The sequence below is a fragment of the Nocardia sp. CA-135953 genome, assembly GCF_050955735.1.
GTDB lineage: Bacteria > Actinomycetota > Actinomycetes > Mycobacteriales > Mycobacteriaceae > Nocardia.
The window spans coordinates 640,176-654,049 of the sequence record NZ_CP192082.1 but is presented as its reverse complement, the minus strand read 5'-3'; the positions used below and the strand labels follow the sequence as shown (position 1 = coordinate 654,049).

Annotated in this window: 15 protein-coding genes, 1 pseudogene and 1 riboswitch; of the genes and pseudogenes, 10 read left to right on the top strand and 6 right to left on the bottom strand. The window is 64.1% G+C overall.

The genetic code is table 11. The features are described from left to right. Positions 1-223 precede the first annotated feature (223 nt). Positions 224-313: pseudogene (locus ACQPXH_RS03015) on the bottom strand (DUF1542 domain-containing protein); the annotation flags it as partial. A gap of 28 nt (positions 314-341) precedes the next feature. Next, entirely contained in the window at positions 342-767 is a 426-nt protein-coding gene (locus ACQPXH_RS03010) for a DUF4254 domain-containing protein (protein WP_433600803.1), read from the bottom strand. A 620-nt stretch (positions 768-1,387) separates the two neighbouring features. Between ACQPXH_RS03010 and ACQPXH_RS03005 the strand changes: the two genes are divergently transcribed. The 8 genes from ACQPXH_RS03005 to ACQPXH_RS02970 all read left to right on the top strand — a co-directional run bounded on the left by ACQPXH_RS03005 (position 1,388) and on the right by ACQPXH_RS02970 (position 7,556). Further along, positions 1,388-2,296: a helix-turn-helix domain-containing protein gene (locus ACQPXH_RS03005; RefSeq protein WP_433600802.1), complete on the top strand. Its 909-nt coding sequence runs from the start codon at positions 1,388-1,390 to the stop codon at positions 2,294-2,296. After that, positions 2,265-2,483: a DUF397 domain-containing protein gene (locus tag ACQPXH_RS03000; protein WP_433600801.1), complete on the top strand. Its 219-nt coding sequence runs from the start codon at positions 2,265-2,267 to the stop codon at positions 2,481-2,483. Before ACQPXH_RS03005 ends, ACQPXH_RS03000 begins: the two co-directional genes overlap by 32 nt. A gap of 163 nt (positions 2,484-2,646) precedes the next feature. Next, positions 2,647-3,240 carry a DUF3558 domain-containing protein gene (locus ACQPXH_RS02995; protein WP_433600800.1) on the top strand — a complete coding sequence of 198 codons (594 nt, stop codon included), beginning with the start codon at positions 2,647-2,649 and terminating at the stop codon, positions 3,238-3,240. A 10-nt stretch (positions 3,241-3,250) separates the two neighbouring features. Next, positions 3,251-3,628: a hypothetical protein gene (locus tag ACQPXH_RS02990; protein ID WP_433600799.1), complete on the top strand. Its 378-nt coding sequence runs from the start codon at positions 3,251-3,253 to the stop codon at positions 3,626-3,628. Then, the gene (locus ACQPXH_RS02985; RefSeq protein WP_433600798.1) at positions 3,625-4,902 is read left to right on the top strand and encodes a hypothetical protein; all 1,278 of its coding nucleotides are present in this window, start codon (positions 3,625-3,627) and stop codon (positions 4,900-4,902) included. Before ACQPXH_RS02990 ends, ACQPXH_RS02985 begins: the two co-directional genes overlap by 4 nt. A 575-nt stretch (positions 4,903-5,477) precedes the next feature. Then, on the top strand, positions 5,478-6,281 hold the full coding sequence (locus ACQPXH_RS02980) for an ESX secretion-associated protein EspG (protein WP_433600797.1): 804 nt from the start codon (positions 5,478-5,480) through the stop codon (positions 6,279-6,281). Between the two features lie 391 nt (positions 6,282-6,672). Then, a complete protein-coding gene (locus ACQPXH_RS02975) occupies positions 6,673-7,014 on the top strand; it encodes a hypothetical protein (protein ID WP_433600796.1) in 342 nt (113 codons plus the stop codon). 23 nt (positions 7,015-7,037) lie between these two features. Further along, positions 7,038-7,556: a hypothetical protein gene (locus ACQPXH_RS02970; protein WP_433600795.1), complete on the top strand. Its 519-nt coding sequence runs from the start codon at positions 7,038-7,040 to the stop codon at positions 7,554-7,556. A gap of 137 nt (positions 7,557-7,693) precedes the next feature. On the opposite strand, the gene ACQPXH_RS02965 is transcribed toward ACQPXH_RS02970, so the two are convergent. The 3 genes from ACQPXH_RS02965 to ACQPXH_RS02955 form a co-directional block, all read right to left on the bottom strand. Then, entirely contained in the window at positions 7,694-9,496 is a 1,803-nt protein-coding gene (locus tag ACQPXH_RS02965) for an MDR family MFS transporter (protein WP_433600794.1), read from the bottom strand. After that, positions 9,493-9,999, bottom strand: coding sequence for a MarR family winged helix-turn-helix transcriptional regulator (locus ACQPXH_RS02960; protein ID WP_433600793.1), 507 nt, complete (start codon positions 9,997-9,999; stop codon positions 9,493-9,495). Before ACQPXH_RS02960 ends, ACQPXH_RS02965 begins: the two co-directional genes overlap by 4 nt. A gap of 89 nt (positions 10,000-10,088) precedes the next feature. Further along, complete coding sequence (locus ACQPXH_RS02955; RefSeq protein WP_433600792.1) at positions 10,089-10,910, bottom strand: crotonase/enoyl-CoA hydratase family protein; 822 nt, start codon at positions 10,908-10,910, stop codon at positions 10,089-10,091. Between the two features lie 163 nt (positions 10,911-11,073). Here ACQPXH_RS02955 and ACQPXH_RS02950 point away from each other — a divergent pair, with 163 nt between their 5' ends. Both ACQPXH_RS02950 and ACQPXH_RS02945 read left to right on the top strand, forming a co-directional pair. Beyond that, positions 11,074-11,547, top strand: a complete 474-nt coding sequence (locus ACQPXH_RS02950) for a YbaK/EbsC family protein (RefSeq protein WP_433600791.1) — start codon at positions 11,074-11,076, stop codon at positions 11,545-11,547. Between the two features lie 185 nt (positions 11,548-11,732). After that, a complete protein-coding gene (locus ACQPXH_RS02945) occupies positions 11,733-12,200 on the top strand; it encodes a flavin reductase family protein (protein WP_433603277.1) in 468 nt (155 codons plus the stop codon). A 93-nt stretch (positions 12,201-12,293) separates the two neighbouring features. Here ACQPXH_RS02945 and ACQPXH_RS02940 read toward each other — a convergent pair whose 3' ends face one another. Further along, positions 12,294-13,649 carry an aminotransferase class V-fold PLP-dependent enzyme gene (locus tag ACQPXH_RS02940; protein ID WP_433600790.1) on the bottom strand — a complete coding sequence of 452 codons (1,356 nt, stop codon included), beginning with the start codon at positions 13,647-13,649 and terminating at the stop codon, positions 12,294-12,296. Positions 13,650-13,694: 45 nt separating this feature from the next. Beyond that, positions 13,695-13,808, bottom strand: a riboswitch (SAM riboswitch). Between the last annotated feature and the right edge of the window lie 66 nt (positions 13,809-13,874).

The window sequence follows — 13,874 nt, the reverse complement described above, 5'->3', positions numbered from 1 at the left end:
CGAACACCATCGGGGTGCGGCAGTCGGCAGTGGTAGCGCAGATTCACGCACCGCCGGGGAAGTGGCGCATCAGCCGCCGTCGATCCGACACGCACCCCTCGACAACCGAAACCCCATGCAGGATGCGGCCGTCGGCAATGGCAGCACAGATTCACCCACCACCGGGGAAGTAGCGCATCAGCCGCCGTCGATCCGACGCGCGCCAGCCGAAACTCCATCAGGGTGCGGGGTCCGGCCGCCCGGCGACGCGCCCGCCCGGATAGGAATCCGGCGTCTCCGCTGCGGGATTCGACGATCCCGCAACCTCTCGGCCCGCTGTGTTCGGGCGTGGCGGGGGATGGTCACGGGCCGCCGGGGAGTCGGCGGCGGCCCGCGCTGACCTCGGCTGCCAAATCCTCGTAACCGATGGCCAATTCGGCCAGCGACTCCCAGACGTCGCCGAGGTCGTAGTCCGCTGCGCTCGCCAGGGCGGCGTAGGCGGTAGCGGTGTATTGGGCGAGCCGGTCGAGCACCGCACCCAGCGTTTCGGTGTGCACCGAGGCGCTGCCGTGTGCGGGCGGTAGGTGCGCACGGACCCAGTGATTGATCTCACGCACCAATTTCGCTCTCCGACTGTCGATGTCAGTGATTCGGCAGCCGCCGACGAGCCGACTCTCGTGCAGGCAGGTGAGTTCATACGCGGCGCTCAGCAGCGGGTGGGCGGCTTGCTCGACGCCGCGACAGGCACGCAGCACCTCACCCTTCGTCGGCAGAGGTTCGATCAGCAAGGTCGCGAGCCCGGCCTGGGCGCATCGGCGACCGCGCTGTCACCCACTGGATTCCCGATGCGCCCAGGCACCCTCGGATGCGCACGGGCGAACCTCGAGATACACGGCCAGCCCCGGCAATCCACGACACCCTCAACGCGCCTCGGCGCGCTCGGATACGCCCGGCCCAACCCCGAAACACACCACCAGCCGCGGCAATCCACGACACCCCCAACTCGCCGCGACGCGCTCGAATCCACCCGACCCAACCCCGAAACACACCACCAGCCCCGGCAATCCACAACTCGCCTCGGTGCGCTCGGATACGCCCGACCCAACCCCGAGGCGCACGGCCGGTCTCGGTGATCCATCGGATGCCTCCTTCGTATCGGTGAGTTCGAAAGCGCCCGGCCGAAACTGCGGATACGCGGCAATCCGTTGTGATCCAATAGGTTTCTCGAGTTTCCTACGGCTCTCCGGCCGGGCGCGGCAACAGCACAGCACGCGACAGGCGGAGGAGTCAGCGTCTACATGGGGTCTGCATTCGAATCGCGCCGAAAGGCGAGGACAAGTTCCGTGTCCGCGGATCGGCACGTCCGTGGACACATCACACTCGTTACCGAAAACTGAGGCAGGGGGCTATGACGGATTCAGGAAGTACAGTTCCGCGACGACAACTGGGGCGCCATCTGCGTGACCTGCGCCTACAGGCGGGGATGACGATGCCGGAGGCGGCGCGGTTGATCGAACGCGGTCAGACGACCTTGCAGCGGTTGGAGACCGGGCAGACGAATCGGATTCGGCTGCTGGATATTCGAGAGCTGTGCGCGGTGTATGACGCGGAAGAGGTGGTCACGGAAGGGCTGCTCGGGTTGGCGCAGCAGGCGTCGGGGAAGTGTTGGTGGCATGAGTACGGGAAGTTGATTCCTGAAGACTTCGATGTGTATGTGGGTTTGGAGGCAGCGGCGCGGCGGTTGACTTCGTATGCGCCGGATGTCGTGTTGGGGTTGCTGCAGACTCCCGGCTATGCGCGTGTACTCGCTCGCGACGTGTTCCCGACCGACACTGATGACGAAATCAATCGCCGCGTGCAATTGAAGCTTCGGCGACAGCGCGCGATCACTCGCAAACGGCGGCCAATCGAACTGAAGATAGTGCTTTTGGAGTGCGCACTGCGCCGCGTCGTCGGCGATGCAAGGACGATGAGCGCACAGTTGAAGCATCTTGCCGACGTTTCCACATTGCCGAACGTCTCGCTGCGAATCCTTCCGCACTCAGCTGGCATCCCCTTGGGTGATCCCATCGGGCTGTTCACGATCGTCGACTTCGACGTCGACAAGAAGGGAGAGCCGATCGAGCCATCGGTTGTCTACCTCGAAAACTTCACGGGGGATTTGTATTTGGAGTCACCACATCATGTCCAGCGCTACCATGTTGCCCATGACGCCATCTGGCGGCGAGCGCTGGACGAGACCGCAAGCAGGAGCCTGCTTCGGCAGATCGCAAGGGAGTACGGCGGTGACCAACAAGTACGACGTCGACCTATCTGAAGCTCAGTGGTTCAAGAGTATCCGCAGCTCGGGCGGTAAAGATTGCGTTGAAGTCGCCTTCCTGGTCGACTCCTTCGTCGGTATGCGGGACTCGAAGAACCCGGCTGGTCCGGCACTGGTGTTCACCTCCGATCAGTGGGATGCCTTCACTGCGGCCGTCTCCGATGGAAAGTTCAGCCAGTCCTGAGTGATCGATACGCAGCCTCCCGCACGATGCGAGTGCGGGAGGCTTTCGGTGCCTGAACATCGGCTCGTCTCATTGCCGGTCTCCCGCGAGAGCCGGTAGGGTTGCGGAGCAATGGGGGATTGCGTGTTGCCCTCGGGACGCGTGGCAGCGAAGGGGTTCGCGGATGGCTGGTAAAGCAAAGATGCCGCGCGTCGCGGCCCTGATCCTTGGCGCGGCGCTGGCACTTGCCGGATGCAATAGCAGCTCAAGCGATAGCGCTCCGACGCCGAGCAGCACGAAAGCATCGGCAGCCACTTCGGTAACCGCCACCACATCGAAAGATCCTGAAGCAGCGATCTGGAATCCCTGCGACATACCGGATTCGGCGATATCCGCGCTCGGACTGAACGCCGCCAGCAAGGACACCACAGTCGCCGGAGTCGACCCGACAGGCTGGAAGGTCTGCGGTTGGCTATCCGCAGCGAAAACCTACAACTTCGGAATCTTGTCGTCGGAACACACCTTAGAGGAGAGCAGACAGAGGACCGATTACGTGGACTATGTGTCGACGACTGTTGGTTCCCGAACGGCACTCCAATTTCGCCCACGCGGCGCCACGCATGACCAGACTTGCTGGCTCGCCGTCGAGGTGCCGCGTGGGATAGTCGACTTCAAGGTAATGAACCGGTCCGGGACTGTCGGCGCCAGCGCTGGTGAACCATGCGCTGAAGTACATCGTCTCAGCGAAGCCTTGGCTCCGTACCTGCCTGAACATTGAAGGAGGGGGAATGACCAACGGTGTCGATCCGGGGGAATGGAATCGGCTACTTGACCAGGCCAACATCGGTGCGCTCTCACTGGACCCTGAAGTCGGAAAGGACCTGGACAAGGTCTGCGACGACCAAATCGACAGGCTGAATACGGTGCTGGACAAGATCGGCAACATAAGCCTAATAACGGGATTCGGCGATTTCAACTCCGGCAAGATTCTCGAGAAGAAGTTCTCCGAAACCGCTGCCGGGACCGACCGGTCGCTGGACGCAGTGATCAAGCAGCACATCGAGACGGTCGAAACCGTGAAACAGGTTGTGGCGCAAGCAATTGCGAACTTCGTCGCCCAAGACCAAGACCGCGCCTCCCAGTTTGCGCAGGTGACTCCGGAATGACCTACGAGGACTACCAGCGCCGGGTCATCGAGGCCCAAGAGCAATGGAACCGAGACCGCGACTGGATCTACAAAACCGAGTCGGGCTACATCGGTTTCGACGGCGAGACGCAACCACCGCACATCACGACTCCCGACAGCTACGACCACCTCACCCTCGAGCAAATGCAGACCGCCGTCTCGGCGATGAAACCGAAGCTCGTCGATGATGCGGTCACCATGTGGGCAAACATCGGCGCGGACCTGACCGGCACCTTCGAGGTCTTCAAGCGCGAATTCGGTCGCACCATTACCGGCCAGAACGGCCACGCCGGATGGACCGGTGCCGCAGCTCAGGCAGCCACCACCGCGGTGAACAACTACTACGACAAGTCCGTTCCGCTCGCACAGGCGGCCACGCTGACCAGTCTCAAACTCTCGGAAATGAAGACCGGCCTGGAGCAGACCCAGGCATTGATGCCGGGGCTGACCGAACGCCCGGATATAGCGGGAAAGACGCTGCCCAAAGACGGCGTCATGAAGACCGGCGAATACACCAGCACCGAAGCCGAGCAGGAGGGGCGCAGAATCCTGCGCACGGTGTACGGCCAGGTCGCGGGGCAGACCGATGTCGGGGTGCCCTATATGCCGACCGCGCCGACGATCACCGACGGCCCGGGCCCGGTCATACCGGGAGTCGATTCCGGTGGCACGCACGGACCTTCGGGTTCCGATGACGGTTCGTCGGATTCCGGTGGCGACGGCTCGGACGGCTCGAGCAACCAGGGCCAGGGCTCGGGTCAGCAGGCGGGCACCGACACGACCCCGTCGACAGCGTCACCGGATGCCACCACCGCGGCCGGCACCGCGCCCCAAAGCACAACTGCGACAACCCAATCCACTTCCCCCACCACCGCTGCACCGAGCACGTCCACCCCGAGCCTCAATACCCCCGGCATCGGAACCACCACCGGCCGCCCAACCAGCACCGGCACCCCCGGCACCCCGGGCACCACCCAACCCAGCCCCGGCCGCAGCATCGCAGGCACGCCCACGACCGCGACAACCACGTCCGCCGCGACCACTCGCCAGAGCACCGGCACATCGGGCCGCTCCGGCATGTCCGGCATGGGTGCTCCCGGCCAGAGCAAGGGCAACGACGACGACCGCAAGAAGAGCGTTCCCGACTACCTGATCACCGCCGAGCACGGCGAACAGCTCACCGGCCTGGACTCCCAACCCAAAACCGTCCCCCCGGTGATCGGCGCCGACCCCGACGCCCCGACCCGGGACTGAACCCGTGCCCACCCGGTCACCCCACCGACAATGCTGGGCGAACCAATCTTCGAATCCTCGCGTAGATCGTTCGGAATCGTGGCGCAGCGGCCTACATCCCGATACCGCACCCCCGCACAACGATTCGCACGCCACGAACCAAATCGCTGGCCGAAACATCCGCAGCACGCGAATCGGCACACACCAACAGGTCAACCCAACCAACACACACGGCAAACCAACCGGCACGCGGCACCACCCCGAGCAATACAGCACGCGCGGAGCACAAGTCAGTCAGCCCTACGCACCGATCCGCACGCCACACACCAATTCACCAGCCAAAACGTGCGCACCACCCGAATCGACGCGCGCCAGCAAACCGACCTGCCGCCGCGCCCAGATCGCTTGCTGCGCTGTCCACCGCCGGCAGCTCGCCGAGCGTAATGATATGGCGGCCGAATTCGGTGTGGGCGACCACCATTCGACTACGTTCGACGAAACCCCGGGCCTGAGCAGCGATACGGCAGCAGCTGACAGAGTGGGTAAGCGCGGGAATGGCAATCGGTGAAGGTGGCAGAGTGGGGAAGGACAGCGGGATGGCAGTCGACGGAGGCGATGGCGTGGGTGCGCACAGGCTCAGCGGTCTGGAGTTCGAAATACTTTGGGCCGCATATGGTCGCGATCGCTTGCCCTATCCGCTGCATTATCGGACGGAGATCGCCGACTTCGATGAGCTGAAGCGCCACCGCGATGCCGCCGTCAGTTCCCTGCTCGCGAAGTATTCGCCCGAACTGGAACGCGCCATCGAGGTTCTGCTCGAGCCGGATGTGCGAGTCGAGTCGAAGGGGTTCGACGGTACCGACCTATCGCACACCCACCGGTTCCACGGCGCGGTTCGCGCGCAAGCCGGGGCCGCCCTGCATCAACTCCCCGGCCCGAATCCGGACACCGGCGGCGACGTCTTCGTAACCTATTGCGCCGCAGAGCAAGTCGCCCGGCAGGCGGTGATCGCACTCCCCACGTGCGGCCCCGGCACCCACCCGCCGCTGGAGATCCGGCGCGCGGAAATCGCCGCCGACCGCGACCGCCACATCCGCCACGCCCACGACCTCGGTCCCATCGACCAACTGGACCGCATCTTCCAGCGCCCCCGCTCCGCCTTCGGCGAAATAACCATCTGCCCCGGCCCCGCCCTCGACGCCCGCCCCACCCCCGCCCGCGGCTTCTGGTGGATGGACTACCCCGACGGCCGCTACTACGCAAAAACCGGCGACCCCATAATCGCCAAACCCATAGCCCCCCAAGCCATGGCCACCGAAATCCATCGCCTCACCACCCTCACCCAGCGCTACCACCAAGAAGACCGCGAACACGACGAATACCTCCGCACCCGCCACTGACCCCCGCTGCTCGGGCTTCCGCAACATCGAGATAGCTCAGGCCGCTCCGCCCAGCGTAGCGATATGGCGGTGGAACACGCCGTGGGCGACCACAATTCGACTACGTTCGACGGAATTCCCGGGCCGCAAGCTCGATACAGCGGAGGCTAGCTGGTTGCCGCACCAGCCTGTTGAGTTCTCGATAGGATCGGTGTCGAAGATCAAATGAGGGGGAACAGTTGGCGAACACGCGCTGGACAGATAAGGGTGCGTCCGCGTCCGTCCCCTCGCAGTGCGGATTATCACCGGCGCTGGCGAAGTCGGGTACCGAGCTCGTCCACGCGGCCAACCGGACACCGAACCAGCACTCGACTGAACGCGAGATTCGATAGCAAGGGGAGTGAATAACAGCATGAATACTTCTTTGGTCGGGGTGGGGCTATTCGAGATGACACTCGACGACGGCCGCCTTCCTGTCCAGGTCGATGTGAACCGAAACCTGCACAGCCACTTGGATGCACGAGACTTCTCGACTGCCGCTATGACCGGCTACTACAAAGCGCTGTGGATACGCGATGCGGCCATCATCGCTACCGGAAACTTCAGCGCGCTCAGTGCCGAAGTGGACAGTATTAATAACATAAAATATTCCATAAGCAACCCGAAGGGGATCTACAACGATCATTGGCCGCAAAGCGCTTCCACCGAATTCGATGCCAGTAATCCGACTCCAGCGTGGACGGCGGCAGAATGAACACAAGATCCATATCTTTGGTAATGCTTACATTACTTCTTTCGAGCTGCGGGCTGCTGCCGAAATCTCACACCGACAGTCCCAGCGAAATCAAAACAAGTAGTCACACGCTCCAAGAATTGTGCGACTACCCGAAGCAGTTCTATGCTGCGAAGTATCATGCCGAAAACCTTGGCGTGGGTGTCATTGCAACAAAGCCACTTACCGAGCAGATCGGTACCGGAAATGGGTGCGATTACCATAGCGCGGACTCGAATTATCTCGGATATATATTTCTCGATGCCCCCCCTGCGGCACCGTCGAATTCTCATGCAGAAAGCGGCACTCCACGCATCTTGATGGTTGACGGTATTTCCGTCACGGATACCCCGCTAACGCAGCCAGCCTTACCTCCGTTCAGAAACGACCCGGCGCAATACGCACTGCTGTCTGCAACTATTGACGGCTGGCGAGGCGAGTTCGAACTAGTGGGCCGCGACGAGCAAACGATACAAGCAGGCGCGGAGACACTCGTGCAAATGATTCGTGCATTGAAGAACTAGCCTTCGAATGCGCTACGACGGCAATTGAATTCGCGGTACGGCGAGAATTCGCTTCCGCTCTCGGCGAGAAATCGGCCAGTAGCCGGATGTCCGCGCCCGGTACCTATCGGCACCGGGCGCGGGCACATCCGATGGATTCACGCCGAACCAGCGGCACCCGTTGATTGCGGTTTGACACCGTTCGTCGAACTCACCATGGCATCCACCTTCGCCTCGGATGGACTCGATGTTTCGCCGCCCCCGGTCGACAACTCGGTGTGCTCGAGAACGTCGGATCCGTTCGCCGACGGATCACCCTTGGCCGCCTCGATACCGCCGACCGTACGCAGCGGCACTTCCTTCCAGAACAGCACCAGGATCAGCCCGAGCAGTGCCATACCGGTCACCGACAGGAACACCGTCGACATCGATTCCGCGAAGCCGACCTTGAACGGCCGCGCCAGTTCCGGGCTGAGCTGCTGCACGATCGAGCTGTCCTTCAGTACTCCACCGGCCGCCGAGGTGTCCTGCGCGAGTAGACCTTTCGCGAGCGCGGCATCGGCGGGATTGCCGCTCTGTGCTGCCTCGACCACCGCGTGCTGGAATGCCGGATCGGCGGCTGCGGATTTCATCTCGGTGGAGATATTCGGCGTCAACTGCGCGAAGAGGATCGAAAGGAATACCGCGACACCCATCGTGCCGCCGATCTGCCGGAAGAACGTCGCGGCGGCAGTGGATACGCCCATATCCTTGGGCGGCAACGCATTCTGCACCGCTATGGTGAGCGGCTGCATGAGGTTGCCGAGTCCGAAGCCGGTGGCGGCCATGAAGATCATCGTGACCCACAGTGGGCTGTCGGCATTCACGAAGTGCAGTAGGAACAGGCCGAGCGTCAACACGGTCGCGCCGATGAGCGGGAAGATCCGGTAACGACCGGTACGCGAGATCAGCTGGCCGGAGACGATCGAGCCGGTCATCATCCCGAGCACCATCGGCAGCATCTGCAGCCCTGCCAGTGTCGGACTGGATCCGCGCACCACCTGCAGGTACTGCGGCAGCAGCGAAATACCGCCGAACATCGCCGAGCCGACCACGACCGAGATCACCACGCCGAGCGCGAAAGTCTTATTGGCGAACATCCGCAGCGGAATCAGCGCCTTATCCTTCATAGTCTTCTCGACCAGCACGAACCCGATGACACCGAGCACACCGATCACATAGCAGAGGATGGATCGTCCACTGCCCCAACCCCATTCGCGCCCCTGCTCGGCAACGATGAGCAGCGGCACCAGTCCGATCGCCAGCACGAGCACACCCCACCAGTCGACCCGGTCGGTGGAATGCGGCCGCTTCGGCAGCTTGAGCACTTTGGAGACGACGCCGAGCGCGACCAGTCCGATCGGCACGTTGACGAGGAAGACCCAGCGCCAGCCGCTGATCCCGAGGATGCTGTCCTGTCCGGCCAGCACACCGCCGAGCACCGGGCCGATCACGCTGGAGGTGCCGAATACCGCGAGGAAGTAGCCCTGGTACTTGGCGCGTTCGCGCGGGCTGACGATATCGCCGAGGATGGTCAGCGCCAGCGACATCAGGCCGCCCGCACCGAGTCCCTGGAATGCGCGGAAAGCCGCGAGCTCGTACATCGACTGCGCCAGCGTGCACAGCAGCGAACCGAGCACGAAGATCGAGATCGCCGCCATGAAGAAGGGCTTGCGGCCGAACATATCGGACAACTTGCCGTACAGCGGCGTCGCGAGCGTCGCGGTGATCAGGTAGGCGGTGGTCGCCCAGGCCTGCATCGAATAGCCGTCGAGATCGTCGGCGATGGTGCGGATCGCGGTGGAGACGATCGTCTGGTCCAGCGCCGCGAGCAGCATGCCGAGCAGCAGACCGCTCATGATGGTCAGGATCTGTCTGTGGGTGAAACCCGTGGGCTCCGCCACGGTGGCCGGTGCGGTCACGAATCGTTCTCCGTCCGAAGGTCGTAGAGGTTGTGGTCTTGGCGCATGGCCGCGATCATGGCGGGCTTGGCCTGCTCGTAGTCGTCGACGAACTTCCGCAGCAGCCCGGCGAAGGTGGCCCGGTCCTGCGACGTCCAAGCCGCCATCACCCGGGTCAGGTTTTCGTGTCGACGCCTGCGGATCCGCTCGGCGACCTCCCGACCGTGCTCGGTGACGACCAGTACGGTGGCGCGGCCGTCATTGCGATCGGCCTGCCGCTCGACCAGCTTCCGTTCGACCAGATGGGCGATGTGCCGACTGACCGTCGACGCATCCGAATGCACCGCATCGGCGAGTGCACCCGACCGCATCGGCCCGTCACAGAGCAGCCGGAACAGAATCGCGAAGGCTGCGGGATCCACGCCGTCCCGGCTGCGCAGCTGCGCCGCGGTCCGTTCGCGCATTCGCTGTAGCCGGGTGAGCTGCATCGCGATCGCCTCGACCGCCAGCCCGTCCTCATCCACTCGACTCACCTTTACTTGCGTCAATCAACTAATTGCGTGATACAAGTATGTGTGCGAGCCAACGGCTAGGGCAAGCGAATATGCGGCCTTTACCGGCCCTTGAACTTCGGAGCGCGCTTCTCGAACACCGACTGGATGGCCTCGGTCAGATCCTCGGACGGCAGGAATGCGGAGTTCCACGCGGAGACATAGCGCAACCCGGCGGCCACCTGATCCTTGGTGCGCTGCTCGAGCACATCCTTCGCACCCTGCACCACCAGCGGCGGATTCGCGGCGATCTCGCGGGCGACGGCGTGCGCCGCGTCCAGTACCGCCTCCTGATCGGCGAATACATCGTTGACCAGGCCGATCTTCTCGGCACGCGCCGCGTCGATGTCTTTACCGGTGTAGGCGAGTTCGCGCAAATGGCCCTCACCGATGATGCCGGGCAGCCGGTGCAGCGATCCGATATCGGCGACGATCGCGACCTTCGCCTCACGCAGGCTGAACTTCGCGTCCGCGCTCGCATAGCGGATATCGGCGGCGGCGATCAGATCCAGCCCGCCGCCGATGCACCAGCCGGAAACCGCGGCGATGACCGGCTTGCGGCAATCGGCCACCGCGGTCACCGAGGCCTGCATACTGCGCACCTCGTAGAGGAAGTCGGTGCGCGGTGCGGCCAGCGCCCTATCCGCCATCAGCGGACCGAATGTGCCGGTCATCGCGGGCAGGTCGAGTCCGTAGGAGAAATGTTTTCCGGAACCGGTGAGCACAATGGCGCGAACCTCGGGATCGGCGTCCAGCCCGCGGAAAATCTCCGGCAGCTCCCGCCAGAAATCCGGACCCATGGCATTGCCCTTGCCGGGGCCGGTCAGCGTGACCTGCGCGATGTGGTCCTTGGTCGCAACGGTGAAAGCCTGCCAATCAGTCATTCGTATAGCGTAAAGCAGAAGTGCTCTAGCCAGCCGACCAGTCCGTGCCGCGCGCAAATGCTGTGCAAAGTCGGTGCGCCGCACCGGTTCTCCCATCGGACATCGCGACCACTGACCGAAAACTCGACCGGCACACTGCCCGCAATCGCTCTACTCTGGTTTCATGCGCAGGTCGCTTCCACCAGTCGCATGCCGGGTCGCGGATACCCTGATCGCGCGCGGCCACCATGGTGTCATCGTCACTCAGCCCGCCCCCACACCCACTGCCGCCGATGCCGCGCGGGCACTCGGCATCGATGTGGGCGCCATCACGAAATCACTGGTGTTCCTCCTGGATGACGATCCGGTGCTGCTGCTGGTCTCCGGTGCACACCAGGTCGATCTCGGGCGCACCGGCGAACGGCTGGAAGGCAAGCTCACCCGCGCCCCCGCCGCGATGGTGCAGGCGGTGACCGGTCAGCCCATCGGCGGCATCGCGCCGGTCGGCCATCCCACCAACCTGCCGACCTGGGTGGACAACGTGCTGTCCACGCACCAGGAGGTCTGGGCCGCGGGCGGCCATCCGAATACCGTGTTCCGCACCTCGTTTCGCGAACTGGTACGCATCACCGCCGGGCTCCCGATAGACGTGGACTAAGCGCCACTCAGACGCTCGGCGTAGTTTCGTCATGTGAGCGAGCGAACCATCAACACAGCACCAACGGTCGCAGCGGACCCGAGCGCCAGCGAGGCGCAGCTGTGAGCGAAGGTCAACCCCCCGCCACGGACATCCGGATTCCCGATGATCTGAGCGGTATCACCGCCGAGTTGTACCGCGCCTCCATGCGGCACTATCCGGCGGGCGTCACCGTCGTCACCCTGGGCTCCGTGAACGGCCCGGTCGGCTTCACCGCGACCTCCTTCGCATCGCTGTCCCTGGAGCCGCCGCTGGTCTCCTTCAATATCGCCCACACCTCGTCGAGCCTGACGGCATTGCAGGCGGCCGACTCCGTTGTGGTCCATTTCCTCGGCGAACACCAGCACGATCTGGCCAAGCGATTCGCCCGCACTGCCGACCAACGCTTCAGCGACCGCTCGCTGTGGACCACCCTGGACACCGGTGAGCCCGTGCTGCACGGCACGCCCATCTGGATCCGCGCCAACATCCAGCAGTTGATCCCCATCGGCGACCACACCCTCGTCGTCGGCCTGGTGACCCGGGTCCACGACAACACCGACGAACAGCCGAGCGCCGCTCCCCTGCTCTACTACCGCGGCCGCTACTACCGCCCGACCTCGCTCGAAGACTGAACGCGGCCGGGCGGATTCACCTGCGCGGCAACGCTATAGATCGAGCGATGAGCCAGGTGCGCACCTCGATGTGAAAGTTGCGGACGGCGCAGATCAGCCGATCGAGCACGGCGCGGCGCCGTCGTTGGTTTGGGGGTGGGCGAAGGCGCGGGTCTCCGGTGTCGGGTTCCAAAGTCCGTCAGTACTGGCGTAATTCCACGACGCACCCTTGTCGACAAGAGTGGCGATGGCCTCGACCAGCCGATCCACATCGGCGGTGCTGGTGCCGAGGCCGATACTGGCACGCAGCGCACCGTCGAGGCCGAGCCGCTCGAGCAGCGGGTGGGCGCAGAAGCGGCCGTCGCGAATGCCGATGCCGTGTTCGGCGGAGAGATAGGCCGCGACGTGGCCTGGGACGAATCCGTCCAGGGTGAAGGCGACAATGCCGACGGTGTCGGGGCTGTCGTCCCAGATGCGCAGCAGTTCGACCCCCGCAATCGCGGACAGCCCGGCGCGCAGGCGATCGGCGAGCTGTCGCTCATGCGCGGCAAGGGTTTTCGGATCGATCGCGCACAGCGCCTCACATGCGGCGGCGAGTGCGGCCGCGCCCAGGACATTCGGCGAACCGGCCTCGTGACGCTGCGGCGCCGATGCCCATTCCGCCCTGGTGGTGGTGACCTCGCGGACCGCCCCGCCGCCCGCCAGATATGGTTCGGCGGCATCGAGCCAATCCCGGCGTCCGACAAGCACTCCCGCGCCGAACGGTGCGTAGAGTTTGTGACCGGAAAAGGCGAGGTAGTCGATTCCGGTGGCGCGCAGGCTGATTCGACGATGCGGTGCCAGTTGCGCGGCATCGACGAGAATGCGCGCACCGCACTGGTGCGCGATGGTGGCCAGGCGCTCGAGCGGCAGCACCTCACCGGTCACATTGGACGCGCCGGTGACCGCGAGCAATGCCGCCGGCTTACTGCACAATTCGGCGATCAGCTGGCGGATCGTCTCCTCGACGGTCGCCGCGGCCTTGACGACGCGGCGACCGTGCCGGGTCCAGGGCAGGAAGTTCGCATGATGTTCGATATCCAGCACCACGGTGTCGCCGGGCACACAGGCAGCGAGCAGATTCAGCGAATCGGTGGTGTTGCGGGTGAACACCACGACTTGGTCGTCGGCGGCGTCGAGGAAGCGGGTGACCGAACCGCGCGCGGCCTCGTAGCACTCGGTCGAGATCCGCGAGGCGTAACCGGCGCCGCGGTGCACGCTCGCGTAGAACGGCAGCAGCTGCTGCACGCGGTCGGTTACCTGCGCCAATGCCGGTGCGCTAGCGGCATAGTCGAAGTTCGCGTAGGTGGTCGTTCCGCCCTGTACCAGCGGCACTTGGAGATCGTCGCCGGAAACCCGGGCAAGGGCGGCACAGGGGGACGGCAGTCGGCAGGGCGGGTAAACAGAGCTCTGCTCGATTACAGCGGTCATCACAAATCCCATCGGCTGTAGGACCCGAAATCAGCTGATCATCCGAGTCCGCGCTTGCCGCACCCGGTCGGGCTGCGGCCCGGTCGTCACCCGGAGCACCCCACCGCGGAGGAGGGTTGCCGACCAGCTAGCCGGGGCTTGACGCTGGTACTCATGACCTGAACCGAGATTGGCAGATACCGCACCGCCCTGTCAACCGGGTCCATCGCTGCATATACATGCAGT

Excerpts from the sequence above, each read along its gene's own strand:
- ACQPXH_RS03005 (WP_433600802.1), top strand. The coding sequence starts at position 1,388 with ATGACGGATTCAGGAAGTACAGTTCCGCGACGACAACTGGGGCGCCAT.
- ACQPXH_RS02995 (WP_433600800.1), top strand. The coding sequence starts at position 2,647 with ATGGCTGGTAAAGCAAAGATGCCGCGCGTCGCGGCCCTGATCCTTGGC.
- ACQPXH_RS02990 (WP_433600799.1), top strand. The coding sequence starts at position 3,251 with ATGACCAACGGTGTCGATCCGGGGGAATGGAATCGGCTACTTGACCAG.
- ACQPXH_RS02985 (WP_433600798.1), top strand. The coding sequence starts at position 3,625 with ATGACCTACGAGGACTACCAGCGCCGGGTCATCGAGGCCCAAGAGCAA.
- ACQPXH_RS02980 (WP_433600797.1), top strand. The coding sequence starts at position 5,478 with ATGGCAGTCGACGGAGGCGATGGCGTGGGTGCGCACAGGCTCAGCGGT.
- ACQPXH_RS02975 (WP_433600796.1), top strand. The coding sequence starts at position 6,673 with ATGAATACTTCTTTGGTCGGGGTGGGGCTATTCGAGATGACACTCGAC.
- ACQPXH_RS02970 (WP_433600795.1), top strand. The coding sequence starts at position 7,038 with ATGCTTACATTACTTCTTTCGAGCTGCGGGCTGCTGCCGAAATCTCAC.
- ACQPXH_RS02955 (WP_433600792.1), bottom strand. The coding sequence starts at position 10,910 with ATGACTGATTGGCAGGCTTTCACCGTTGCGACCAAGGACCACATCGCG.
- ACQPXH_RS02950 (WP_433600791.1), top strand. The coding sequence starts at position 11,074 with ATGCGCAGGTCGCTTCCACCAGTCGCATGCCGGGTCGCGGATACCCTG.
- ACQPXH_RS02945 (WP_433603277.1), top strand. The coding sequence starts at position 11,733 with ATGCGGCACTATCCGGCGGGCGTCACCGTCGTCACCCTGGGCTCCGTG.
- ACQPXH_RS02940 (WP_433600790.1), bottom strand. The coding sequence starts at position 13,649 with ATGACCGCTGTAATCGAGCAGAGCTCTGTTTACCCGCCCTGCCGACTG.